The following is a 22,635-nucleotide window of genomic DNA, read 5'->3' on the forward strand; positions in this document are numbered from 1 at the left end:
CAAATGTTATCGTTTGTCCATAAACGGCTTTCTAATTTTGCTTCATAAAATTTAATAATTATGAAAGCAGCAGTAGTTTGCAAAAAAGGCGAATCGCCAAAATATACAGAATTTCCAGAACCAATTGTATCCAATGAAAACGGAGTTTTAGTTTCGGTAAAAGCCGTAGCTATTACAAATTTGGATAAAGGAATTGCAAGTGGAAAACATTATTCTTCAGAAAAAGAAAATCAAAACGGTTTTGTAGTAGGAAGCGACGGAATTGGCGTTTTAGAAAACGGAACAAGAGTTTACGCCCGCGGAATCTCAGGAACAATCGCTGATAAAGCTTTAGTAGAGAAAAGCCGAATGGTAGTTTTGCCTGACGGAATTGATGATGCAACAGCCGCAGCGATGCCAAATGCAATTGCAGGCTCTGTAATGGCACTTCGTTTTAGAGCTGACATAAAACCAGGCGAAACGGTTTTGATAAACGGAGCAACTGGTTTTACAGGCCAATTAGCAGTTCAAATCGCTAAGTATTATGGAGCTAAGAAAATAATCGTTACAGGAAGAAATGAAAAAACTCTTGAAAGCCTTCTAGAATTAGGTGCTGACGAAATTATTTCTCTAAAGCAAAGTGATGAATTAATTTTTTCTCAATTAAAAGAAAGTCATCAAAATACTCCAATTGATATTGTAATTGATTATTTATGGGGTTCTTCTGCAGAACTTATTCTTTCGGTTTTAAAAGGAAATGGAAATTTTACTCCTAAAACACGTTTTGTAAATATTGGTTCAATGTCTGGAGATACTATTCAGTTATCTGCACAGATTTTACGAAGCGTTGATCTTCAGTTGTCTGGTTCAGGATTAGGAAGCTGGACAAAAGATGAAGTCAAATTATTATTTTCTGAAATACTTCCTGAAATGTTTCTTTTGGCTTCTAAAAATATATTAAAAGTAAATATTGAAACAGTGAAAATTTCAGATATTGAAAAAATGTGGAACGCAGAAGTTCCAGATGGCAAAAGGCTTGTAGTTCTTATTTAAAGCTTCTAAGTTGCTAAGTCTCTAAGTTTTTTGCTTAGAATCTTAGCAACTCAGTATCTAAGAAGCTTAATATTTTAGCAACTCTAATAAGGTTTCCTCAAATCGATCTCTAGGTAAAAACTGATCTTCAAGTGCTTTTGTGAAAGAAATAGGAGAATCTAGACTTGCTACACGTTTTACTGGAGCATCAAGATATTCAAAACAATTTTCCATAATTAAAGCCGAAATATCACTTGCAATTCCACCAAACATTGTGTCTTCCTGATAGATTATTGCTTTTCCTGTTTTCTTAACCGAAGCGAAGATTGTTTCAGTATCTAAAGGTTGCAACGATCTTAAATCAATTAAATCAGCATCGATTTCTGGGTGTTTTGCCAAAGTATCTAAAGCCCAATGAACTGGTGCACCAAAAGCAATAATTGTAACTTTAGAACCTTCTTTTAGCAAAGCAGCTTTTCCAAACGGAATGGTATAGTAATCTGTTGGAACATCTTGATAAATGCTTCTGTATAATAATTTATGCTCGAAAAATAAAACCGGATTTGGATCATTTACAGCAGTATTCAATAATCCTTTTGCATCATAAGGAAATGCTGGATAAACTACTTTTAAACCAGGTGTTTTAGTAAACCAAGCTTCATTTGTCTGAGAATGAAATGGACCAGCTTGAGTTCCTCCACCACAAGGCATACGAACAACAACATTGGCATTTTCGCCCCAGCGGTAATGAGATTTAGCCAATAAATTTACAATTGGGTTAAAACCTGTTGAAACGAAATCAGCAAATTGCATTTCTACAATTGCTTTATAGCCATTGATTGATAATCCCATTCCTGTCGAAATAACGGCACTTTCACAAATTGGCGTATTTCGTATTCTGTCTTTTCCAAAAGCATCAACAAAACCATCAGTAATTTTAAAGGCTCCGCCATATTCAGCGATATCTTGCCCCATAATTACTAAATTTCTATGACGCCACATAGATTGCTCTAAACCATTGCGGATAGCATCTATAAATCGAATATTTTTTGTATCAGAATTATGTGTATATTCTTCATATTGAAATGGTTTGTAAACATCATCTAATTCTCCACTGTAAGTTGGCTCGATTTCAGGTTCAGCATTTGCCATCGCCCAATTTTCATCAATTTCTTGTTTTATTTCAGCGTGAAATTGCTCGTCTTGTTCCGTAGTTAGAATTCCGTTTTCAACCAAATATTTTCTATAATTTGTAACAGGATCTCTTAGTTCCCATTGATCCATTAAATCCTGGGGAACATATTTTGTGCCACTTGCCTCTTCATGCCCGCGCATTCTAAAAGTCTTAAATTCTAACAAAATTGGACGCGGATTCTCTTGCATTTCTTTCTTTAACTGAGATAATTTGTTGTAAACTTCAACAATATTATTTCCGTCAATAATCCAGCTTTCAATTCCATAACCAATTCCTTTGTCAGCAAGGTTTTCGCAAGCATATTGCTCGTTTGTTGGCGTTGAAAGTCCGTAGCCATTATTTTCAATCACGAACATTACAGGCAGTTTCCAAACCGCTGCAATATTCAAAGCTTCGTGAAAATCTCCTTCACTTGTTGCGCCTTCTCCTGTAAAAACAGCTGTAATTTTTTTATTGTCTTGAAGTTTATTCGCAAGAGCAATTCCGTCAGCAATTCCTAATTGCGGACCCAAATGCGAAATCATTCCTATAATATTGTATTCTTGTGTTCCAAAGTGAAAACTTCTGTCACGACCTTTTGTAAAACCGTTTGCTTTTCCTTGCCATTGTGAGAACAAACGATGAAGCGGAATTTCTCTTGTCGTAAAAACACCAAGATTTCGATGCATTGGAAGAATGTATTCTGATTGATCTAAAACAGCTGTAACTCCAACAGCGATTGCCTCTTGGCCAATTCCAGAAAACCATTTAGAAACTTTTCCTTGTCGAATCAAGATTAACATCTTTTCTTCGATCAATCTAGGTTTTAATATTTTTTTATATAAATCTAATAATTCAGTATTGGTAAGGTTTTGTCGGTAAAAAATCATGTATTTTTTTCTTTTTTTGGTGTTTCAAATATAACAATTTACAGCAATTTTATTGGATTCTGAATTAAAATTTTAATCAGAAATCTGCTTTTAAGGGTTGCGCTTAAGATTATTTTCTAAAATATTATCTACCTTTGTTAGCGAAAAGGTGCTTATGACACCTTTCTTCTTTAAATAAAAAATGTAAAGTATGCAAAACATTCCTAGTGTAGACTTACGTGATTTCCTTTCGGACGACCCGAAACGTAAACAAAAATTTGTAAATGAAATCGGCAGTGCATTTGAAAACATTGGCTTCGTAGCCTTAAAAGGTCATTTTCTTGATGATCAATTGGTTGACGAACTTTATGGAGAAATTAGAAAATTCTTCTCTTTGCCAATAGAAACTAAGCATAAATATGAAATTCCTGGAATTGGCGGACAAAGAGGTTATGTTTCTTTTGGAAAAGAACATGCTAAAGGGCGCAAAGAAGGAGATTTAAAAGAATTTTGGCATTTTGGTCAATACGTTGACGCAGATTCAAGATGGGCTTCAGAATACCCAGACAATGTTGAAGTTACCGAATTACCACGTTTTAATGCTGTTGGTAAAGATGCGTATCAAAAACTAGAAAAAACTGGAGTTTATGTTTTAAGAGCTTTAGCTTTACATTTAGGTTTAGATGAGTTTTATTTTGACAATTATGCAAAAGAAGGAAACTCAATTTTAAGACCAATCCACTACCCTCCAATTACTTCTGAGCCAGAAAACGCAATTCGTGCAGCAGCTCACGGTGATATCAATTTAATCACTTTATTAATGGGAGCTCAAGGTAAAGGATTACAAGTTCAGAATCATAATGGCGAATGGATTGATGCGATTGCTGAAGATGATGAATTAGTAATTAATGTTGGTGATATGTTGTCTAGACACACTAACAATAAATTAAAATCGACAATTCACCAAGTGGTAAATCCGCCAAGAGAATTATGGGGAACTTCTCGTTATTCAATTCCTTTTTTCATGCATCCAGTAAGCGATATGCGTTTGGATTGTTTAGAAAATTGTATTGACGAAGAAAATCCGAAAAAATACGAAGATATTTCTGCTGGCGAGTTTTTATATGAGCGTTTGGTAGAATTAGGTTTAATCAAAAAATAACCTTTTCAATCTTCAATAATTTAAAATTCCAAATTCCAAAACTATTTTTTTGGGATTTGGAATTTAATTTTTAAAAACTCACTATATTTAGAATTTAAAATAGTTTTATGGACTTAAAAGATCAATTAAAGAATTTATTTCCGGAGCATGTTGAATCAAATGAGCCAGAACAAGTTGAAGAACAAGAACATGTCCTTTACGTTCAGAAAGAGCCAATGATTTGTAAATTTGAAAAACGAAAAGGAAAACCAACCACAATTATTGAAGGTTATGAAGGTTCTGACGAAGATTTTAAAATCTTAGCCAAAGAAATCAAAACCAAATTAAGTGTTGGAGGAACTTTTAAAGATGATTCAATTATAATTCAAGGCGATTATCGAGATAAAATTATGGCAATCTTAAAAGAAAAAGGATTTAAAACCAAACGTGTAGGAGGATAAAAATTCCAAAAAATAAATTCCAAATTCCAAATTTTCTAGATTTAAAAATGGAACTCAAAATTAGGTTTTGGAATTTGGAATTTAGAAAATTGAAATTTTAAAAACAGAACCTTAGCAACTTAAAAAGAAATGATTCAATCATCAGAATTAATACTTAACCCAGACGGCAGTGTTTATCACTTAAACCTTCGTCCTGAACATATAGCACACGACATTATTTTTGTTGGTGACCAAAACAGAGTAGAAAAAATCACTCAATTTTTCGATTCTATCGAATATTCTACTCAAAAAAGAGAATTTAAAACCCAAACAGGTATTTATAAAGGCAAAAGGATTTCTGTTGTTTCTACAGGAATTGGGCCGGATAATATTGATATTGTTCTTAATGAATTGGACGCTTTAGTAAATATCGATTTAAAAACGCGTCAGCCAAAAGAAGAATTAACTTCTTTGAATATTATCAGAATTGGAACTTCGGGTTCTTTACAAGAAGATATTCCAGTTGATAGCTTCGTGATGTCAAAATTTGGTTTAGGATTAGATAATATGCTTCGCTCCTATTTAATTGATGATGTTTCGATCACAGAAATTGAAGATGCGTTTGTAAAACATACCAATTGGGATCCAAAAAAAGGGAAGCCTTATGTAACGCAATGTTCTGAGAAATTAGAAAAATTAATTGAATCAGACCGAATTTTCAAAGGAATCACTGCAACTGCTGGCGGATTCTATGGCCCACAAGGAAGAGTTTTACGTTTGAATATTCAAGATGAAGAATTGAATAATAAAATGGATAATTTTAGCTTTAATGAAACTAAAATTACTAATTTAGAAATGGAAACAGCAGCGATTTACGGACTATCGGCTCTTTTGGGTCATAATGCTTTATCATTAAATGCTATTATTGCCAATCGTGCAAGCGGGACTTTTAGTGAAGATCCATATAAAGCTGTAGATGAATTAATTGCTTATACATTAAATAAATTGGCTTTTAGCAAATAGTTTTAAAACAAAAAGATATGTTTTTACGAGTTGCACGACATACTAACGACTTAGAAAGGATCGAAAATTTTTATGTAGATGTGCTCGGTTTTGAACGATTAGGCGGATTCGAACATCATAATAATTACGATGGAGTTTTTATTGGAAAACCAGGTTTAGACTGGCATTTTGAATTTACTCAATCTCAAGTTTCGGCAAAACATACTTTTGATGAAGACGACGTTATGGTCTTATATCCTAAAACTATTGCAGATTACGATAAATTAGTAAACAAATTGAAACAGCAGAATATTGCAATTATACCGTCTTTGAATCCTTTTTGGAATGAAAACGGAAAAATGATTCAGGATCCTGATGGTTATAGAATTGTTATATCGCCATTAAAAGCTGTTATAAGTGAAATTGAATAATGGAACAAGAAACACATAAAAAAATATTATTTAAATACTATAGTGATTATCTAGACGAAGTAGTATCTGAAACTATGTGGGCAGAAATTATTGATCTAGAAAAAGGTCTTTTTAAATTGGATAATATTCCATTTTTTGGCCCTTTAATTGCAACAGATGACATTTTTTACGCAGAATATGACGAAACAGAAGAACGTTTCATGCATAGAAAAACGATTCAGAATTCTGGAAATTCGATTGTTCAAATTGCTATTCTAGAAAAAGGTTTTGATAAAGAAATTATCCGAGAAAAATTAAAGGCAATAAATTGTTTGTCGGAGGGTTTAAACGAAACTTTTTTTGCTGCAGAAATAGCAAAAGATGTAGATTATTCTTTAGTAAGAAGTCTTCTAAACGAATATGAAAGTCAAGATATCATTGAATTTGCAGAACCTTGTCTTTCAGAAAAACACAGAACAGATTTATTAAAAAACTAACCAAGCTTAACAATTAGATTACGCATACGCATACCAAGCAAGCAACTTAACTTAAACTTAAAATAAATGAAAACTGTCAAAATTGCGGGTGTTCCGGAACACTTCAATTTGCCATGGCATCTCTGTATTGAGAACGGTGAATTTGAAGAAGAGAACATCGACTTACAATGGACTAATGTTCCAGAAGGAACAGGGAAAATGTGTCAAATGCTTCGCGACGGAGAAACAGATTTAGCTGTTATTTTGACCGAAGGAATTCTTAAGGATATTTCAGCTGGAAATCCGAGCAAAATTGTTCAGATTTACGTGCAATCTCCTTTAATTTGGGGAATTCATGTCGATGCAAAATCTGATTTTCAAACTTTGAAAGATCTAAAAAATAAAAAAGCAGCTATTTCAAGACTTGGCTCTGGATCGCAATTAATGGCTTATGTGAATGCAAATGAACAAGGCTGGGAAATGGACGATCTTCAGTTTGAGATAGTAAATACAATTGACGGCGCTGTCGATGCTTTAACAAACAAAAAAGCCGATTACTTTATGTGGGAACGTTTTATGACGAAACCTCTTGTAGATAAAGGTATTTTTAGACGTATCGACGACTGCCCTACTCCTTGGCCTTCATTTATTATTGTAGGACGCGACGAGTTCTTAAAAAAGAATGCCAAAGTGGTAGAAACCATTCTTAAGATCATCAACAAAACAACTGTTGATTTTAAAGAAATTCCAGAGATTGACAAGAAATTGTCTAAACTGTTCAATCAGAAAGCTGAGGATATTAAAGAATGGCTTAAATTGACACAATGGTCACAGAAAAACCTAACCGAAAAGTCTTTTAATAAAATTCAAAATCAATTATTTGATCTGGGAATTATTGATAAAAAAAGTATTTTTGTAGAAACCGTAAAAGCACTGTAATACTGCTTTTTTGATTCGTATGATGAAATTCCCTAAAATTGACTTTCCGCAGTTAAAATCTAAACTACAGGTGAAATCACCGTGGGATAGGATTATTATCTCGCTGTTGAGTCTTTTGATTACTATTCCGATTTTCATCATACTGCATCAAAATTTGATCGATTTAGAATGGGCTTTCAATCTAGATCGTGTATTCATCTTTATATTTGTTTTCGCAGCAATATTTTTTCTTCTGATGTATCTCAGAACAATTATTATTTTGTGTGTTGCAGTTTATTTGTTAATCCTGTTTTACGGATCTATAATTGGAAATTATGGCTTTAGTGAAATCTCAGAAGATTATAATTCGATGATTTACACCATGTCTGACAATCCATATCCGCAAGATATAATTGTAGCAAAACTGCTTCCGTTTCCTAATAAAACAAAGATTATCAATGCTATAGAATATCAAAATCCTAAAGTGCGAAATTTTGCTATTATGGCAACAACGAAACATTTTAAAGGAATTAGAGGATATTCAGATTATCGCACTATAATTCAGTGTTTTGCTGTTTTTAAAGAAATCAACAGCAGATGGAATTATGTAAACGATCCAAAAGAAGGTGATTACATCGCAACTGCCAGTGAATCTTTAGATTATTTCTCAGGCGATTGCGATGATCACTCTATTTTGATGGCGGCTGCTGTTCGTTCTATTGGCGGAACTCCGCGTCTTATTCATACTAAAGGGCATATTTATCCTGAAATTTTAATTGGTTCTATGATTGATCTTGAAAAAGTCAATTATTTGATTAAAAATGTGTTATTCGTAAAAGAGAGTTATGGTAAAAAACTTCATTATCATATAGACGAACGCGGACAAGTTTGGATGAATCTGGACTACACAGCAACTTACCCCGGAGGACCGTTTATGTATGAGGAAATTTTAGGGGCTTTAACCCTTAATTAAGATACCTCTAAAAGCTCAAAAATCTCATTCAGTTAACTTTTTGGGTATAATTGTAATCTATTGAATATCAGTTTAACTCCCGAAAACATAGGCTTTTTTGATTAAAGGCAGTTTGAAATTAGAAGTAAAAAAAATCTTCATAAATATTTGATTACGAATATTTTAATGTCATTTTTTTTTGTAACTTTTTCCTGTTTAACTTTTAATCACAAAATCATGAAAAACTTTAAATTATTTACCCTCGTAATTGCAATTGCTGTCGTAATAGTTTCATGCCATCTTAAAAGAGACAAGCTTGTGAATTCATGGAAAGTTACTGCAGTAGAACCCAAAGAAACTGTTTCTGATTCTACAAAAAACGCGATTTTAGCCAACGGTACGCTTACTTTTACAGAAGATGGGCACGTTACCGGATACTTGCTTCGTGAAATCACGGACGGAACTTACGCGTTAACACAAAAAGGTAAAAAACTCGTTATAAAAGATGAAGTTGGTACACCTTATGTTTGTGAAAGTACTATCACAGACGATCAATTAATTCTAGATACCAAAGAAGCCAAACTGACATTTAGTAAAATTTAAATATTAGGATTACAACGTAATTCAATGCTAAAAAACCATTCTTCTCCATTGTTAAGAATGGTTTTTTGATTTTTAGAACTAAAATAAATATCTTTGCTCCTCTTAAAATAAGTATTACGGTATGTGAAAAATAATTTCTTTCAGAAAATTTAGCAAGTAACCACAATTTTGTGGCTGCTTAATTATTTATCTATAAAAGAAAGGAATTATGCTTATTCTTCAAAATATCTCATATCAGCATGAGAATAAAGACATGCTGTTTCAAAACATTAGTTTTGGCTTAAATAATCACGATAAAACTGCACTAATTGGAAATAATGGTGTTGGAAAATCTACATTATTAAAAATCATTTCTGGCAAATTACAACCATTTTCAGGACAAATAAATCAAAGTTCAAAACCTTATTTTGTGCCTCAATTATTCGGTCAATTTAATGATTTGACAATTGCCGAGGCTTTAAAAATAAAGGAAAAATTAACTTCATTTAAAGAAATACTTGAAGGCACTGTAACCGAAGAAAATTTGCAATTATTAAATGACGATTGGACAATAGAAGATCGTTGCAATGAAGCTTTGTCATATTGGCAGCTTAACGACTTAGATCTGAATCAGAAAATGGAAACTTTAAGCGGTGGACAGAAAACAAAAGTCTTTTTGGCTGGAATTATGATTCACGAACCAGATGTAGTTTTACTGGACGAACCAAGTAATCATTTGGATTTTGCAGGAAGAACGTTGCTTTATGATTTTATTAAATCGACTTCTAGTTCTTTGCTTATTGTTAGTCACGACAGAACACTTCTGAATATTTTAGAAAAGACTTTTGAAATGTCCAGAAACGGAATTTCGGTCTACGGCGGAAATTATGATTTTTATTGCGAACAGAAAAAAATCGAAAATAATGCTTTAGAACAAGATGTTCAGAGTAAAGAAAAGGCATTAAAAAAAGCCAAAGAAAAAGAAAGGGAAACTATTGAACGCCAAAACAAATTAGATTCGAGAGGTAAAAAGAAGCAGAAGAAATCCGGTGTTGCCAGAATTATGATGAATACGCTTCGAAATAAAGCCGAAAACAGCAGTTCAAAACTAAAAGATGTTCATGCGGAAAAAATCAGCGGTATTTCTGAAGATTTGCGCCAATTACGTTCTTCACTTCCTGCAATAGATCAGATGAAATTCGGGTTTAATAATGCTTCTTTTCATAAAGGAAAAATCATTTTTAAAGCTTTAGAAATGAATTATAAATACAATGACCATTTCCTTTGGAAAGAAAATCTAAGTTTTGAAATTCTTTCGGGAGATCGCATAGCTATAAAAGGACAAAACGGATCAGGAAAAACGACTTTAATTAAAATTATACTTGGCAAATTAGCTGTAGAGCTAGGAAATGTTACTTCGTTAGCAAAAAAAACAATTTATATAGATCAGGATTATTCGTTGCTAAATCAAGACCTTAAGATTTATGAACAAGCCCAGGTTTTTAATGATTGCGGTTTGGAAGAACATGAAATCAAAATGAGATTGAATCGTTTTTTATTTTCTAGAAATGATTGGGACAAGCCTTGCAATTCCTTAAGTGGAGGCGAAAGAATGCGTTTAATGCTCTGTTGCCTAACAATTAGCAATGAATTTCCTGAGGTCATAATTTTAGACGAACCTACTAATAATTTAGATATTCAGAATATTGAAATCTTGACTGCGGCTATTAATGAATATCAAGGAACTTTGCTTGTAATTTCGCACGATCAATTGTTTTTAGAACAAATTAATATCGAAAAAAGTATTTTGCTGTAAAATAAAAACTGTTAGCGCTGAGAATTATCTTGGCGCTTTTCTTTTAGTATTAATTTGATATTCAATAAATTAAAATTCTGTAAATTGCAGTAAAAACTGATAAAATTCAATCTGTTATAAAAATAAAGCTTTTTATAAATTCAAATTGCACGTTTAATTAAAATCTAAAATTTTATGAAACCAAAAAACAGAATTTTTTCCGCCCTGCTTGCTTTTACTTTATTAATAACTGAAACTGTTTTGCCTTGCACGAGAGTTGTTTACGAAGGTTTAAACGGAACAATCATTACGGCACGTTCAATGGACTGGCGCGGAGAAATTCCTGCTAATTTGTGGATTTTTCCTCGTGGCATAGAACGATCTGGTGAAGTTGGAACTAGTTCTATCAAATGGAAATCGAAATACGGCAGTGTAATTACAAGTTCTTGGGATATAGCTTCTTCTGACGGCATGAATGAAAAAGGACTTGTTGGTAATCTTTTATGGCTTGTAGAATCGCAATATCCGGCATTTGAAAAAAACGGAAAAGTAAAAGGTTTGGCGGTTTCTTTGTGGCTTCAATATGTTTTAGATAATTTTTCTTCGGTTGCTGAGACCGTTTCTGCTTTAGAAAAGAATGATTTTGTTATTGCTTCATCTCATATTCCTGGAACGAATATTTTTGCAACGGTACATTTATCTGTTTCTGATTCTAGCGGAGATAATGCTATTTTTGAATATATAAATGGCAAACTCGTAATTCATCACGATCGAAAATATGTTACAATGACGAATTCTCCAATTTTTGAAGAACAGCTGGCTATAAATACCTATTGGAAAAGTATTCCCGGAACGATTATGCTTCCTGGAACCAATAGAGCCGCAGATCGCTTTGTGCGAGCTTCTTATTATATAGATGCAATTCCGAAAACGGATGATACAAGACGTGCTCTGGCAAGTGTCTTTGGCGTTATTCGAAATTGCTCTGTTCCGCTGGGAATTGCTTCAGAAACAGAACCAAACATCTCCTCTACTCGTTGGCGAACAGTTGCAGATCAAAAAAATCTGGTTTATTATTTTGATAATGTTTTAAATCCGAATGTGATTTGGGTGGAATTCAATAAAATTGACTTTAGCGAAAAAGCAAAAGTCAAAAAATTGAGTTTGGCTAATAACGAAAATTATTCTGGAAATTCATTGAGTTATTTTAAGGAAACTAAGCCATTTCAATTCGCTGGATTAGATTAAAAGGAAATAAAACGAATTATAAAACCTTCAAATAGAAATGTTTGAAGGTTTTATTTTAAAAATAAATTCAAAAATTCATTGCGCAGTCAAATGACTTCATTATATTTGCAGTCAAATAACTGCATAATGGAAATTAGAAGAGATGTTTTTCAAGCAATAGCCGATCCTACCCGAAGAGCTATTTTAAGTTTAGTTGCCATTCAGGCTATGACTCCTGGGGCAATTGCCGAGAATTTCAATTCGTCAAGACAGACGATTTCAAAGCATATTCAGATTTTGAACGAATGTGAACTATTACATCAGACACAAAACGGAAGAGAAATTTATTATCATTTAAATCCAGAAAAAATGAAAGAAATTGACAAATTCATCGAGCCTTTTAGAAAAATGTGGGACGATCGTTTTAATAAATTAGAATCAATTATGAAAAACTATAAAAAATAAACCATGGAAAAGAAAACAAAAATTCATGCGGAAGATGACAGGCTAGATCTTGTGATTACGAGAGAATTTGATTTGCCTGTAGAATTATTATTTAAGGCTCATACTGAATCTGAAATTGTAGCACAATGGATGGGTACAAAAGTCATAAAACTTGAAAGCAAAAAATATGGCGGATGGGAGTTTGAAACAAGCGATCCTAATGGAAATGTAGTTTTTAAAGCAAATGGGGTTTTTCATGATTTTGTTCCAAACCAAAAAATAGTACGAACTTTTGAAATGGATAACGTCAATTTTGCGCCTCAGCTAGAATTCTTAGAGTTCGAAAAATTAACAGATCATACTAGTAAATTAACTATGCAAATTATTTACAAATCAATTGAGCATAGAACAACACAATTAAAACTGCCGTTTGCCCAAGGCTTAAATATGGCACATAATAGATTGGAAGAAATCGTAATTAAACTAAAATAACGTATTATGAGTAAAAGAAATAAAATTATCTATTGGATTGCTACGCTTTGGCTGGCTTTAGGAATGACTTCTACAGGAATTGTACAGCTTATACCATTAAAAGAAGAAGCTGAAATGATAAAACATTTAGGCTATCCGCTTTACTTTTTGACTCTTTTAGGAGTTTGGAAGCTTCTAGGAGTAATTGCAATTTTGATTCCGAAGTTTGGTTTATTGAAAGAATGGGCTTATGCCGGTTTTTTCTTTGCAATGTCTGGCGCTGTAGTTTCTCATTTAGCTGTAGAAGATGAAGCTTCGGCGCTTTTTGGACCAATTTTATTAATTGTTTTAACTGTAATTTCTTGGTATTTCAGACCTGAAAATAGAAAGTGCAGTTCTAATTAAAAACACAAAATCATGAAAAAACAACTGACAGCAAACGAGCAAGAGGAACTTTTAAGTATTCTTGAAAAGCGTTTTGAGAAAAATAAAAATCGTCATGAGAATCTGGATTGGTCAAAAGTTGAATCAAAACTAAAAGCAAATCCAGCCAAATTATGGTCTCTTGACGAAATGGAAAGAACTGAAGGCGAACCAGATGTTATTGGTCATGACAAACAAACAGATGAATATCTTTTTGTAGATTGTTCTGCTGAAAGTCCGAAAGGGCGCAGAAGCATTTGTTACGATCATGAAGCGCTTGAAAAAAGAAAAGAGCACAAACCTGCTGACAGCGCTATAAATATGGCTCAAGAAATGGGAATTGAAATTTTGAATGAAGAGCAATACAAAGAGCTTCAAAAGCTAGGGAAATTTGATGCAAAAACTTCTAGTTGGATTTTAACTCCGCCAGAAATTAGAAAACTTGGAGGAGCAATATTCTCAGATTTTAGATATAATACCGTTTTTGTATATCATAACGGTGCTGATTCTTATTACGCTGCGAGAGGTTTTCGCGGTTTGTTAAGAGTTTAAAAATTAAAGGCCTTCAAATATTTTTGAAGGTCTTTTTTATTCTCTTAAAATCTTTTCCATTTTTTTGCCTTTGGCGATTTCATCAATTAATTTGTCTAGATATCGCATTTTTTGAATTAATGGATCTTCAATCTCTTCTACACGATAACCACAAATTACTCCTGTAATTTTAGAAGCATTCGGATTGAGTTCTGGAGCTTCGGCAAAGAACGTTTGGAAATCTACTTTTTTTTCAATTTGTTCTTTAAGTTGCTTATCAGTATATCCTGTTAACCATTTAATTACGATATCTAATTCTTCTTTCGTGCGGCCTTTTTTTTCTACTTTTTGAATGTATAAAGGATATACGCTAGAAAACAGTAATTTATAAATTCTTTCAGTTTTCATAATGCTATGTTTTAGGATAAAAGCTTTCATGTAAAGATAAATCAAAAGAAGAAAAAAGGAAAATACAATGAATATTTTAATACCTTAGATTTAGAAATGATATTCTTTAAACAATCTTAAATAACTAATTATATGGAAAATAATTCAAATGAAATTACGCCAAAAGTCACAGGAATTGGCGGAATTTTCTTTTTTCTTGACAATCCGAAAGAAACTAAAGATTGGTATGCCAAAAATTTAGGATTAGAAATAAACGATTGGGGTTCTGCAAGTTTTGAATCTCGAAATCTTGAAAATCCAGAGCAAATCGAATCAACGCAATGGTGTCCTTTTAAGAAAGGTGATGAATATTTTTCTCCGTCTAAAAAAGATTTTATGGTCAATTATCGTGTTCAAAATATTGAAGGACTTGTAGCGCAATTAAAAGCAAATGGTGTTACAGTTTTAGACGATATCGAAACGTATGATTATGGTAAATTTGTTCACATAATGGATACAGAAGGCAATAAAATTGAACTTTGGGAGCCGGCTTAATTGTTAATGGTTGATAGTTAATGGTTGATAGTTTATGGTTGATAGTTAATGGTTAATGGTTAATGGTTGATGGTTGATGGTTAATGGTTAATGGTTGATGGTTGATGGTTGATGGTTGATGGTTAATTGTTGATGGTTAATTGTTGATTGAAGAATAAAAAACGCTATATGTTTAATAAACTGGTTGAAATAAACTGCCATTCAAGGAATAAATTTTTACAGAAAATTGCTGGCAATTTATTAGAAAAATTATATTGTTGCGAAATCAATTGTGCTGAAATGGACAAAAGTGTTTTGTTTGCGCATCATGGACGTGGGTGTACAATTGTAGCTTCTAAAATCTGCGAAAATGTAGTAATTTTTCAAAACGTCTCAATTGGAGCTAATTTGAAGTATAATAAAATTAGTAATGAATGGGAAAATGTTGGAAATCCTATTATTGCTAAAAATGTTATAATTGCCGATGGAGCCAAGATTTTAGGGCCAATAGTAATTGGAGAAAATTCTGTTATTGGTGCTGGTTCTATTATTACGAAAGACATTCCGCCAAATAGTGTAGCTTTTGGAGTAAATAAATTCAAACCAAAAGACATGAATTACGATTTTATATTCAACTCAAATATGATACATCCAAGTAAGATAATTGAAGCGAATAAAAATTTAGTTAATGAATTTAATAACCAAAATAAATCGGTTTAAAAATACAAAAGCTCCAATATTTCTAATGGAGCTTTTATTTTATATGTTTTTTTAATTCCAAATTTCATTCATTTCGGTCAGAATAATTGGTTTTCCTTCAGTTACAACAATTGTATGTTCGTGTTGCGCCATAAATCCGCCTTTATTTCCAACCATTGTCCAGCCGTCTTGTAACGTTTCTGCATAAGTTGAAGTTGTAGAAATAAAAGTTTCAATTGCAACGACAGAATTTTTCTTAAATCTTGTCTGATTAAAACGATCTCTATAATTTGCTATTTCGTGTGGCGCTTCGTGAAGGCTTCTCCCTACTCCATGTCCAGTTAAATTCTTTATGACTTTATAGCCACGTTTTTTAGCTTCAGTTTCAATTAAAAATCCGATATCTGAAATGCGAACACCGCCTTTAATGTTATAAATAGCTTTGTGTAAAATATCTTTTGAAGCTTCAACCAATTTTTGATGCTCGTTTACATCAGATCCAATGACAAAAGAACCTCCGTTATCTGACCAAAAACCGCCTAATTCTGCAGAAACATCAATGTTGATCAAATCTCCTTCTTGTAAAATTCTTTTATCAGACGGAATTCCGTGACAAAATTCATTATCCACACTAATACAAGTCCAACCCGGAAAACCATAAGTCAAATATGGTGCAGATTTAGCTCCTAAATCGTTGAGAATTTGTCCGCCATAATCGTCTAATTCTTTTGTAGACATTCCGGGCTTGGCAAATTTTCTCATTTCTTTTAAAGTGAAAGCAACAGCTTCACTCGCTTTTTTCATTCCGATTAATTCTGCTTCTGTTGTTATTGACATGCTATTTTCTTTAATAATTTCTATTCAAACGAATTGCGGACTAAATTACCTCTTTTCTTTAAAACAAAGCGTTATTTAAATGCTAAAACCCTCATAAATTAAGAAAGTCATGAGGGTTTTAAGTTCTGCAAATTTAATTTTTACCACGGACTTTCTTCGCTTTCGTCTTCAATATCATTACTGAAGAACTTTCCAGTTGGTCCATTTTCGTCTAATAAAGTATGTTTTATAATAAAACTTGCTGCGCTTTCAACACTTCCTGGGCCACTGTGATGATTAAAATCGGTTGCGGTATAACCTGGATCGATTGAATTTACTTTAAACAGTAAATCTTTTAATTCGTGAGCCAAAGTAACCGTAAAAGCATTTAAAGCTGTTTTTGAAGAAACATAAGAAATCGCTTTTATAGCATAATATTTCCATGTGGGATCACTATGAAGAGTCAGCGAACCGAGACCAGATGTAATATTGCTAATTCTTGGACTATCTGATTTTTTCAATAAATCAAGAAAAGTCTGTGTTACGGTAATCACTCCGAAGAAATTCGTATCAAAAACTTTTTGAATATTTTCTATAGAAGTTGTAGAAGGATCTTGCGGAACATCTCCTAAAATCCCTGCATTATTGATTAAAATGTCCAATTTGCCTTGCTCCTTCTCTATTATTTCTTTCGCACCCAAAACACTTTCTGCATTTGTAACATCAATTTGAATGGCTTGAATGTTTTGAAATCCTTTTTTGCTTAATTCTTTTACCGCTTCTTCGCCTTTTGCAAGATCGCGAGTTCCTAAATAAACAAATAATCCTTTTTCTGAAAGCTGTTTAGCTGTTTCTAAACCAATGCTTCTATTTGCGCCTGTAATTAATACTGTTTTCATTTTTATCTTTTTAAATTATCTGAAGCAAAGTTCCGCCGATAAAAAACAAAAACATTTGCCATATGACAAAAAGCGATTTAGCGGATGTTTTTTCTAATTCTACTCAAAGAAGATTGTGTAATTCCGAGATAAGAAGCTAAATAAGAAAGCGGAATACGATTGATTACTTTTGGAAACATTTCCATAAAGGATAAATAGCGAGTTGTTGCGTCTTCTGAAACCAACGGACTTCTTCTGGCTACTTTTTGAATCAATGCTTTAGAAATTATTTTATGCACAATCGTATCCCAGCCTACAATTGTATCCAATAATTCCTGCCAATCGGCTTTAGAAAACACAATAACTTTGCAATCTGTCACAGCTTGAACATAAGCCGATGAACAAATATTATTGTCAAAACTTTCTAAATCTACAACCAGATTATTTTCGTCAATAAAATATTTTGTGATTTCTTCGCCTTTGTTATTGTAGTAACAAACACGCATTATTCCGTCAACGATAAATCCAACTTCGGCTGCGATTTTTCCAGCTTCAGAAAAATATTCTTCTTTTTTGATATCTTTTTCTTTGGCTTTCGTCAAAATTAAATCAATCTGCTGCTGATTTAAATTACCAAACTGTAATATGTAATTTACTAATTCTTTCATGCACGAAAGTTAATCATAAGTTTTTATTGAGAATTTGCCATATGGCAAAAAAATACTGTAGATATATTTATATTAGCAGACAGAAAAAGAAAAAAAATGAAATTAATTCTACAGCTTCTATTTGTACTTTTTATTAATCTAGGATTTAGTCAGGATTATAGAGAAGCATCGATAATTTTTAATGACAGCAGTTCCATTCAAGGCTTTGCCGAAATTAAAGATAATGCCATTTATTTTAAAGTCAAACAAGAAGATAAAGCTGATAAATGGAGTTATGATTTTGTAAAAGGTCTAGTTTTTTCTGGTTATGGATATTCTGAAAAATATGAATATGTTGAATTTGAGCATTCAAAACCAAAATTACTTCAGGTTGTTGAAGAGGGAAATGTAAATCTTTATAGATACGCAAAAGCACACTACAGAGGTAGAAATACAAATTTACCAATTGGAAAATTACCTTCTGATGAAGATATAGTTTGGACAATGTCTGAAGCTTTTTATGTAAAACGTAAAAGTGAACTTTACGCGATAGATATTGAATTTAGCTTTAATTTAAGAGCAAAAAAATACTTTGGAGATTGTAAAAAAGTGGTAGAAAGAATCAATAACAAGAAATTCACCAAAGAGAATATCAAAGATATGGTCTTCTTCTATAATGAATATTGTGCGTCTGACGACGAATAATGGATTTAAATTACATTCCTGGCCAATACAAAAAATTAAATTTATGTCCGTCAGGATCTGAGAAACCAAAAGTGTAGCCAACTTCAAAATTCTCAGGTTCTGAGAAAATAGTTCCTCCAATTTCTTTTATTTTTTTGTACCAAAGATCCACTTCTTCTACACTGCTTGCTGACAAAGAAAATATAATCTCATTTTCGTTATTGGCATTTACGAGTTTTCCTTTGATAGCATTTTCCAATCTTTTTGGAGCAAAAAAGTTAATTACAAAATCATTTTCTCCAAAAACAAAACTTACCAATTCTTTTGTTTCTTGTCCGTTTTGTTTGAAACCCAGATCTGTATAAAATTGAATCGTTCTTTGTAAATCGTGAGAAACCAAATTGCCCCATATCATTTTAGTTTTCATAAACTTTAGCTTTAATTGATTTTTATCTAAGTTAATCAATTAATCTGTAAATGATTGTTTTTGAAGTCCTAAAAAGCAATTCCAAACTGAAAACCAACTGTAAAACTAGCAGGATGATCATTACCAAAGCGAACCGGTAAAGGCACAGCAACATAATAACTGCAGCTGTTGTTTTTAATTATGGTTTTATTGAAAACTGGCGTAAAACCGTATCGGCCGTTACTTTCAAAAGCGGCTCTTCCTGCAAAAGTGTACCCCTTTCCTAAAGCGACTAAAACTCCAGGATGGAACAATAAGCCTGTTACTTTGCTCGTTCCTTGATCGTCTTTTATATTTGGAACCATTTCGAAAGAAAATCCAATTTTTTCATTTTTCCAGATATTGATTCCGGTAGGAAATCCAACGGCGTAATAATCTCTAAAATTCACTGTTGTCTCATCTTTATTGACCGTAACAATTGGATGCATTATACCAAAATATCCCGTTATTTTAGGATATGCTGATTGAGCGAAAGCTGATAAACTCGAAAATAATATTGCAATAAAGAAAGCGTGCTTAAGAAACATTGTTTTTATAGTTTTGGTTATAAAAACAAAATTAGAAGCTTCTAAAACCAAAAAATAGTATCTGGTTTACCTTTTGTATCTCGTTTACTTTTTTACCTTTTTTCTATAAGAAGATGGATTTTTTCCTGTATGGAGTTTAAAAATTCGAGTGAAATGACTTTGGTCTGAAAACCCCGTCATATAAGCTATTTCGGTTAAAGTATGAGACGAATTTTCAATAAGATTGATTGCTTTCTCGATGCGAAGTTTTCTAACATATTCACCAAAATTTAAATCTTCAAAATGTTTTGAAAATTCTCGAGATAAATAAGACGGATTCAAATCAAGTTCGTTTGAAATTTTCTTCAAATCAAAAGTAAATTGTGCGTCTATTTGATCTTGAATGATATTCTTTAAATCTTTAACCCAAGAAGGCGTTTTTCCAGAAGTTTTTTTGTCTTTCAGAAACTTGTTATAAACCTCATGCAATAATTTCTCAAAAGGACTATTCTGTAAGTGATTCTGTTTATATAAATGCGTAGCCCAGCTATATAAAGCATCATAAAGAATCATGCCTTTTTCTAAAAGTTCATAATCGTCTTTATTGTTATAAGCTAACCCAGCAGAAATTGCCCAAAGTCCAGCCGATTCTTTCGCAATTTCATGTCGGTCAGTATCTGCGCCACGGACAATTCCAGCAATAATTAAAACAGCAGGATCATTAATTTCATATTTTTTTACAATATAATCAAAAGTGCATTCTTCATTGTAATGTGTAAACTCTACATTTGGTATATCAAATGGAATTGCGTCTAATTCTTTTGCTTTAGAAATTACATCATCAAAAGGAACATAAATGAATTTAGCTTCGTGGTCAACAAATTTTCTAATTAGCCAAGGACAAGCGATTCGGTCAATTTTTGGTCTTTCTCTGGTAATCCATTTCATTTTGAGGTAGTTTTGGATTTGTTTAAAAATATTAGCTAAGCTACATTTATTTCAGAAGCTTTCAAAAACTGAATTTTTAAAAATCTTTTAATCTGATTTAGAAGTACCTAAAAACTATTTCCTAAAGTTTTTAATTAATTACTAAAGATCAGACGATTTCCTTGTAAGGTTTTTCTATATTAGCTGAAATTAAAATATTTTATACCAAATGATCTTAGCTTTTGATACTTATTACTTTGATGATAAAGCAAAAACAATCTGTCTTGAATTTGCCGAATGGAACGAAGACAAAAACTTCAAGATTCATTCTGAAATAATTGGCAATGTAGAAGAATATATTCCTGGTGAGTTTTATAAAAGAGAATTACCTTGCATTTTAAGTTTATTAAAACAAATTGACCTATCGACAATTGAGGCTATTGTAGTTGATGGATTTGTTTATTTAAATGATGAACAAAAATATGGTTTAGGCGGTTACTTATACGAAAAACTGAATAAAGAAATTCCAATTATTGGCGTTGCCAAAACAAATTTTGCTTCTATAGAAAAGAATAAAAAAGCTTTATTTAGAGGCGATAGCAAGAAACCTTTATACATTACTTCTATCGGAATTGATTTGGATGAAGCTTTTAAAAAAGTGGAAAGTATGGCCGGAGAATTTAGAATTCCGACTTTGCTGAAAGAATTGGATAGATTGACTAAAGAAAGCTGATTTATAAAAAAATTAGAGGATATAAAATTTTAAAAACAAACCACAAACGGCTGCGATTAGAATAATATAAGGCTCTTGAAGTTTCTTTATATAAATCAAGGTTAAAACCGTAATTACAGCAATAATTGATGTAGGAATATCTACAATACTTCTTTTTGCAATAACAAAAACAGAACCGACTAAAGCGCCTACAACCGCCGCAGTAATTCCTTCTACAAAAGCTATAACAGGTTTATTATTGGCAATCTTTTTAAAATAGGGTGCCATTGCTATAGTAAAAAAATAACAAGGTAAAAATGTTGCCAATGCAGCGACTAAAGCGCCTAAAAATCCGTTCACTAAATATCCTATGAATCCAACAGTTATCACAACTGGTCCTGGCGTAATCATGGCTACAGCAACCGAATCTAGAAATTGCTGTTCTGTTAACCATTGATTCTCTACAACAACACCAGAATGTAAAAAAGGAACAATTGCTAATCCGCTTCCAAAAACAAAAGCACCAGCTTTAGCAAAGAAGATAGCGATTTTCATTAAGGTTGTGCTTTCATAATCCCAAAAAGATATTTGAAAAAGAATTATAGAGCTTGCTACTTTTGAATTCCACCAACGTGGAGGCGCTTTTGCAATCATATACAAAATCCCAGCGCCAATAAATAATAATATTTGTTCTTGTTCGGTAATATAGGTTATTGCAATGGCTAAAATAAAATAAAGCCATAAGAGCCAATTTGATTTAAAAGAAGCAATGTTGAACTTACCAATTGATTTTACTGTAAGCTTATAAGAACTCATCGCTATAATTCCAACAACAGCTGCGCCTACACCATAAAAGACGGCTTGTATCCAAGATAAACTACCATATAATCGGTATATAATTGCGAGTAAAACTACCATTATAAAAGAAGGAAGTATAAATGCAAATCCTATCAAGGTAGCGCCTATTATGCCGTAATGTACATATCCTAAATAAATTCCTAACTGTGCCGCCAAAGGGCCTGGAGCTAATTGAGCTAATGCTAAACCTTGTTTATATTCCTCTTCGGTTATCCAATTTCGATTTTCTACCAAATCTTTATGCATATAACCAACTAATGCCACTGGGCCTCCAAAACCAATAGAGCCAAGTTTTAAAAAGTACAAGGTTAATTCTCTTAAGCTATATTTTGCATTTGCACTCATAATTTAAAAACGTATTTCAAATTGAAAAATCAAAACTAGATTAATAGTATAATTTAAAATAGCATCTTATTTACCTTTTGTATCTAGATTACTTTTTTCCTAATTATTAATTTAACGAAAAGCCATGAAATTACAGTAAGGATAAAATCTTTTTTTAGGATTAATAATAAAGAAATTATTGAAAAACTTAATTCAAATAAAAAGCTCCTTAAGAAATTAAGGAGCTTTTTATATTAAAACCTTGTCTTGTCCTGAAATAGCGATACACAAAAAGTATCATTATGGAAAAAGATCAAGAATTGCGCTATGT

Annotated in this window: 28 protein-coding genes; 19 read left to right on the forward strand and 9 right to left on the reverse strand. The window is 32.2% G+C overall.

Annotation, left to right across the window (positions count from 1 at the left end; genetic code table 11):
- Positions 1 to 60 precede the first annotated feature (60 nt).
- Positions 61 to 1,032 carry a quinone oxidoreductase family protein gene (locus DM444_RS23390; RefSeq protein WP_111291115.1) on the forward strand — a complete coding sequence of 324 codons (972 nt, stop codon included), beginning with the start codon at positions 61 to 63 and terminating at the stop codon, positions 1,030 to 1,032.
- A 66-nt stretch (positions 1,033 to 1,098) separates the two neighbouring features.
- Here DM444_RS23390 and DM444_RS23395 read toward each other — a convergent pair whose 3' ends face one another.
- Entirely contained in the window at positions 1,099 to 3,075 is a 1,977-nt protein-coding gene (locus tag DM444_RS23395) for an alpha-ketoacid dehydrogenase subunit alpha/beta (protein ID WP_111291117.1), read from the reverse strand.
- A 190-nt stretch (positions 3,076 to 3,265) separates the two neighbouring features.
- On the opposite strand from DM444_RS23395, the gene DM444_RS23400 reads away from it, so the two are divergent.
- The 14 genes from DM444_RS23400 to DM444_RS23470 all read left to right on the forward strand — a co-directional run bounded on the left by DM444_RS23400 (position 3,266) and on the right by DM444_RS23470 (position 13,887).
- Positions 3,266 to 4,216, forward strand: a complete 951-nt coding sequence (locus DM444_RS23400; RefSeq protein ID WP_111291119.1) for an isopenicillin N synthase family dioxygenase — start codon at positions 3,266 to 3,268, stop codon at positions 4,214 to 4,216.
- 107 nt (positions 4,217 to 4,323) lie between these two features.
- Entirely contained in the window at positions 4,324 to 4,656 is a 333-nt protein-coding gene (locus tag DM444_RS23405) for a translation initiation factor (protein WP_111291121.1), read from the forward strand.
- 129 nt (positions 4,657 to 4,785) lie between these two features.
- Positions 4,786 to 5,658 (forward strand): nucleoside phosphorylase, encoded by an 873-nt coding sequence (locus DM444_RS23410; protein ID WP_111291123.1) that lies wholly within the window; start codon positions 4,786 to 4,788, stop codon positions 5,656 to 5,658.
- Positions 5,659 to 5,675: 17 nt separating this feature from the next.
- Positions 5,676 to 6,068, forward strand: a complete 393-nt coding sequence (locus DM444_RS23415) for a VOC family protein (RefSeq protein ID WP_111291125.1) — start codon at positions 5,676 to 5,678, stop codon at positions 6,066 to 6,068.
- Positions 6,068 to 6,544, forward strand: coding sequence for a DUF4265 domain-containing protein (locus tag DM444_RS23420; RefSeq protein ID WP_111291127.1), 477 nt, complete (start codon positions 6,068 to 6,070; stop codon positions 6,542 to 6,544). The genes DM444_RS23415 and DM444_RS23420 overlap by 1 nt, the downstream gene beginning before the upstream one ends.
- 66 nt (positions 6,545 to 6,610) lie before the next feature.
- Positions 6,611 to 7,462, forward strand: a complete 852-nt coding sequence (locus DM444_RS23425; protein ID WP_111291129.1) for a substrate-binding domain-containing protein — start codon at positions 6,611 to 6,613, stop codon at positions 7,460 to 7,462.
- A gap of 19 nt (positions 7,463 to 7,481) precedes the next feature.
- Complete coding sequence (locus tag DM444_RS23430) at positions 7,482 to 8,414, forward strand: transglutaminase (RefSeq protein WP_111291131.1); 933 nt, start codon at positions 7,482 to 7,484, stop codon at positions 8,412 to 8,414.
- 216 nt (positions 8,415 to 8,630) lie between these two features.
- A complete protein-coding gene (locus DM444_RS23435) occupies positions 8,631 to 8,996 on the forward strand; it encodes a hypothetical protein (protein WP_239455780.1) in 366 nt (121 codons plus the stop codon).
- A 208-nt stretch (positions 8,997 to 9,204) separates the two neighbouring features.
- On the forward strand, positions 9,205 to 10,791 hold the full coding sequence (abc-f, locus tag DM444_RS23445) for a ribosomal protection-like ABC-F family protein (RefSeq protein WP_111291137.1): 1,587 nt from the start codon (positions 9,205 to 9,207) through the stop codon (positions 10,789 to 10,791).
- Positions 10,792 to 10,965: 174 nt separating this feature from the next.
- Positions 10,966 to 12,018, forward strand: coding sequence for a linear amide C-N hydrolase (locus DM444_RS23450; protein ID WP_111291139.1), 1,053 nt, complete (start codon positions 10,966 to 10,968; stop codon positions 12,016 to 12,018).
- Between the two features lie 126 nt (positions 12,019 to 12,144).
- Entirely contained in the window at positions 12,145 to 12,462 is a 318-nt protein-coding gene (locus DM444_RS23455; RefSeq protein ID WP_008464153.1) for an ArsR/SmtB family transcription factor, read from the forward strand.
- 3 nt (positions 12,463 to 12,465) lie between these two features.
- Positions 12,466 to 12,933 carry an SRPBCC domain-containing protein gene (locus tag DM444_RS23460; RefSeq protein ID WP_111291141.1) on the forward strand — a complete coding sequence of 156 codons (468 nt, stop codon included), beginning with the start codon at positions 12,466 to 12,468 and terminating at the stop codon, positions 12,931 to 12,933.
- 6 nt (positions 12,934 to 12,939) lie between these two features.
- Entirely contained in the window at positions 12,940 to 13,317 is a 378-nt protein-coding gene (locus DM444_RS23465) for a DoxX family protein (protein ID WP_111291143.1), read from the forward strand.
- A gap of 12 nt (positions 13,318 to 13,329) precedes the next feature.
- On the forward strand, positions 13,330 to 13,887 hold the full coding sequence (locus DM444_RS23470) for a DUF4256 domain-containing protein (RefSeq protein ID WP_111291145.1): 558 nt from the start codon (positions 13,330 to 13,332) through the stop codon (positions 13,885 to 13,887).
- 36 nt (positions 13,888 to 13,923) lie between these two features.
- Here the strand turns inward: DM444_RS23470 and DM444_RS23475 are convergent, their stop codons facing one another.
- Positions 13,924 to 14,274 carry a DUF2200 domain-containing protein gene (locus tag DM444_RS23475; RefSeq protein ID WP_111291147.1) on the reverse strand — a complete coding sequence of 117 codons (351 nt, stop codon included), beginning with the start codon at positions 14,272 to 14,274 and terminating at the stop codon, positions 13,924 to 13,926.
- A 132-nt stretch (positions 14,275 to 14,406) separates the two neighbouring features.
- Between DM444_RS23475 and DM444_RS23480 the strand changes: the two genes are divergently transcribed.
- Positions 14,407 to 14,808 (forward strand): VOC family protein, encoded by a 402-nt coding sequence (locus DM444_RS23480; protein ID WP_111291149.1) that lies wholly within the window; start codon positions 14,407 to 14,409, stop codon positions 14,806 to 14,808.
- Between the two features lie 279 nt (positions 14,809 to 15,087).
- Positions 15,088 to 15,507 (forward strand): serine O-acetyltransferase, encoded by a 420-nt coding sequence (locus DM444_RS23485; RefSeq protein WP_239455781.1) that lies wholly within the window; start codon positions 15,088 to 15,090, stop codon positions 15,505 to 15,507.
- A 51-nt stretch (positions 15,508 to 15,558) separates the two neighbouring features.
- On the opposite strand, the gene map is transcribed toward DM444_RS23485, so the two are convergent.
- The 3 genes from map to DM444_RS23500 all read right to left on the reverse strand — a co-directional run bounded on the left by map (position 15,559) and on the right by DM444_RS23500 (position 17,848).
- Positions 15,559 to 16,323, reverse strand: coding sequence for a type I methionyl aminopeptidase (gene map / locus DM444_RS23490; protein WP_111291153.1), 765 nt, complete (start codon positions 16,321 to 16,323; stop codon positions 15,559 to 15,561).
- A 140-nt stretch (positions 16,324 to 16,463) separates the two neighbouring features.
- Positions 16,464 to 17,201: an SDR family oxidoreductase gene (locus tag DM444_RS23495; RefSeq protein WP_111291155.1), complete on the reverse strand. Its 738-nt coding sequence runs from the start codon at positions 17,199 to 17,201 to the stop codon at positions 16,464 to 16,466.
- Between the two features lie 77 nt (positions 17,202 to 17,278).
- Positions 17,279 to 17,848 carry a Crp/Fnr family transcriptional regulator gene (locus DM444_RS23500; protein ID WP_111291157.1) on the reverse strand — a complete coding sequence of 190 codons (570 nt, stop codon included), beginning with the start codon at positions 17,846 to 17,848 and terminating at the stop codon, positions 17,279 to 17,281.
- Between the two features lie 96 nt (positions 17,849 to 17,944).
- On the opposite strand from DM444_RS23500, the gene DM444_RS23505 reads away from it, so the two are divergent.
- Positions 17,945 to 18,532 (forward strand): hypothetical protein, encoded by a 588-nt coding sequence (locus tag DM444_RS23505; protein WP_111291159.1) that lies wholly within the window; start codon positions 17,945 to 17,947, stop codon positions 18,530 to 18,532.
- 10 nt (positions 18,533 to 18,542) lie between these two features.
- Here the strand turns inward: DM444_RS23505 and DM444_RS23510 are convergent, their stop codons facing one another.
- The 3 genes from DM444_RS23510 to DM444_RS23520 form a co-directional block, all read right to left on the reverse strand.
- Positions 18,543 to 18,938 (reverse strand): VOC family protein, encoded by a 396-nt coding sequence (locus tag DM444_RS23510; protein ID WP_111291161.1) that lies wholly within the window; start codon positions 18,936 to 18,938, stop codon positions 18,543 to 18,545.
- A 68-nt stretch (positions 18,939 to 19,006) separates the two neighbouring features.
- Complete coding sequence (locus tag DM444_RS23515) at positions 19,007 to 19,504, reverse strand: hypothetical protein (RefSeq protein WP_111291163.1); 498 nt, start codon at positions 19,502 to 19,504, stop codon at positions 19,007 to 19,009.
- A gap of 84 nt (positions 19,505 to 19,588) precedes the next feature.
- Positions 19,589 to 20,431 carry a chromate resistance protein ChrB domain-containing protein gene (locus DM444_RS23520; RefSeq protein ID WP_111291165.1) on the reverse strand — a complete coding sequence of 281 codons (843 nt, stop codon included), beginning with the start codon at positions 20,429 to 20,431 and terminating at the stop codon, positions 19,589 to 19,591.
- Positions 20,432 to 20,639: 208 nt separating this feature from the next.
- Here DM444_RS23520 and DM444_RS23525 point away from each other — a divergent pair, with 208 nt between their 5' ends.
- Entirely contained in the window at positions 20,640 to 21,143 is a 504-nt protein-coding gene (locus DM444_RS23525) for an endonuclease V (protein WP_111291167.1), read from the forward strand.
- A 12-nt stretch (positions 21,144 to 21,155) separates the two neighbouring features.
- On the opposite strand, the gene DM444_RS23530 is transcribed toward DM444_RS23525, so the two are convergent.
- Entirely contained in the window at positions 21,156 to 22,325 is a 1,170-nt protein-coding gene (locus DM444_RS23530) for a chromate transporter (RefSeq protein WP_111291169.1), read from the reverse strand.
- Positions 22,326 to 22,635 lie beyond the last annotated feature (310 nt).

Source organism: Flavobacterium ginsenosidimutans, from assembly GCF_003254625.1.
Lineage (GTDB): Bacteria > Bacteroidota > Bacteroidia > Flavobacteriales > Flavobacteriaceae > Flavobacterium > Flavobacterium ginsenosidimutans.

What these genes read in the sequence shown, in the direction of transcription:
- DM444_RS23390 (WP_111291115.1), top strand. Translation starts at nt 61, where the DNA reads ATGAAAGCAGCAGTAGTTTGCAAAAAAGGCGAATCGCCAAAATATACA.
- DM444_RS23395 (WP_111291117.1), bottom strand. Translation starts at nt 3,075, where the DNA reads ATGATTTTTTACCGACAAAACCTTACCAATACTGAATTATTAGATTTA.
- DM444_RS23400 (WP_111291119.1), top strand. Translation starts at nt 3,266, where the DNA reads ATGCAAAACATTCCTAGTGTAGACTTACGTGATTTCCTTTCGGACGAC.
- DM444_RS23405 (WP_111291121.1), top strand. Translation starts at nt 4,324, where the DNA reads ATGGACTTAAAAGATCAATTAAAGAATTTATTTCCGGAGCATGTTGAA.
- DM444_RS23410 (WP_111291123.1), top strand. Translation starts at nt 4,786, where the DNA reads ATGATTCAATCATCAGAATTAATACTTAACCCAGACGGCAGTGTTTAT.
- DM444_RS23415 (WP_111291125.1), top strand. Translation starts at nt 5,676, where the DNA reads ATGTTTTTACGAGTTGCACGACATACTAACGACTTAGAAAGGATCGAA.
- DM444_RS23420 (WP_111291127.1), top strand. Translation starts at nt 6,068, where the DNA reads ATGGAACAAGAAACACATAAAAAAATATTATTTAAATACTATAGTGAT.
- DM444_RS23425 (WP_111291129.1), top strand. Translation starts at nt 6,611, where the DNA reads ATGAAAACTGTCAAAATTGCGGGTGTTCCGGAACACTTCAATTTGCCA.
- DM444_RS23430 (WP_111291131.1), top strand. Translation starts at nt 7,482, where the DNA reads ATGATGAAATTCCCTAAAATTGACTTTCCGCAGTTAAAATCTAAACTA.
- DM444_RS23435 (WP_239455780.1), top strand. Translation starts at nt 8,631, where the DNA reads ATGAAAAACTTTAAATTATTTACCCTCGTAATTGCAATTGCTGTCGTA.
- abc-f (WP_111291137.1), top strand. Translation starts at nt 9,205, where the DNA reads ATGCTTATTCTTCAAAATATCTCATATCAGCATGAGAATAAAGACATG.
- DM444_RS23450 (WP_111291139.1), top strand. Translation starts at nt 10,966, where the DNA reads ATGAAACCAAAAAACAGAATTTTTTCCGCCCTGCTTGCTTTTACTTTA.
- DM444_RS23455 (WP_008464153.1), top strand. Translation starts at nt 12,145, where the DNA reads ATGGAAATTAGAAGAGATGTTTTTCAAGCAATAGCCGATCCTACCCGA.
- DM444_RS23460 (WP_111291141.1), top strand. Translation starts at nt 12,466, where the DNA reads ATGGAAAAGAAAACAAAAATTCATGCGGAAGATGACAGGCTAGATCTT.
- DM444_RS23465 (WP_111291143.1), top strand. Translation starts at nt 12,940, where the DNA reads ATGAGTAAAAGAAATAAAATTATCTATTGGATTGCTACGCTTTGGCTG.
- DM444_RS23470 (WP_111291145.1), top strand. Translation starts at nt 13,330, where the DNA reads ATGAAAAAACAACTGACAGCAAACGAGCAAGAGGAACTTTTAAGTATT.
- DM444_RS23475 (WP_111291147.1), bottom strand. Translation starts at nt 14,274, where the DNA reads ATGAAAACTGAAAGAATTTATAAATTACTGTTTTCTAGCGTATATCCT.
- DM444_RS23480 (WP_111291149.1), top strand. Translation starts at nt 14,407, where the DNA reads ATGGAAAATAATTCAAATGAAATTACGCCAAAAGTCACAGGAATTGGC.
- DM444_RS23485 (WP_239455781.1), top strand. Translation starts at nt 15,088, where the DNA reads ATGGACAAAAGTGTTTTGTTTGCGCATCATGGACGTGGGTGTACAATT.
- map (WP_111291153.1), bottom strand. Translation starts at nt 16,323, where the DNA reads ATGTCAATAACAACAGAAGCAGAATTAATCGGAATGAAAAAAGCGAGT.
- DM444_RS23495 (WP_111291155.1), bottom strand. Translation starts at nt 17,201, where the DNA reads ATGAAAACAGTATTAATTACAGGCGCAAATAGAAGCATTGGTTTAGAA.
- DM444_RS23500 (WP_111291157.1), bottom strand. Translation starts at nt 17,848, where the DNA reads ATGAAAGAATTAGTAAATTACATATTACAGTTTGGTAATTTAAATCAG.
- DM444_RS23505 (WP_111291159.1), top strand. Translation starts at nt 17,945, where the DNA reads ATGAAATTAATTCTACAGCTTCTATTTGTACTTTTTATTAATCTAGGA.
- DM444_RS23510 (WP_111291161.1), bottom strand. Translation starts at nt 18,938, where the DNA reads ATGAAAACTAAAATGATATGGGGCAATTTGGTTTCTCACGATTTACAA.
- DM444_RS23515 (WP_111291163.1), bottom strand. Translation starts at nt 19,504, where the DNA reads ATGTTTCTTAAGCACGCTTTCTTTATTGCAATATTATTTTCGAGTTTA.
- DM444_RS23520 (WP_111291165.1), bottom strand. Translation starts at nt 20,431, where the DNA reads ATGAAATGGATTACCAGAGAAAGACCAAAAATTGACCGAATCGCTTGT.
- DM444_RS23525 (WP_111291167.1), top strand. Translation starts at nt 20,640, where the DNA reads ATGATCTTAGCTTTTGATACTTATTACTTTGATGATAAAGCAAAAACA.
- DM444_RS23530 (WP_111291169.1), bottom strand. Translation starts at nt 22,325, where the DNA reads ATGAGTGCAAATGCAAAATATAGCTTAAGAGAATTAACCTTGTACTTT.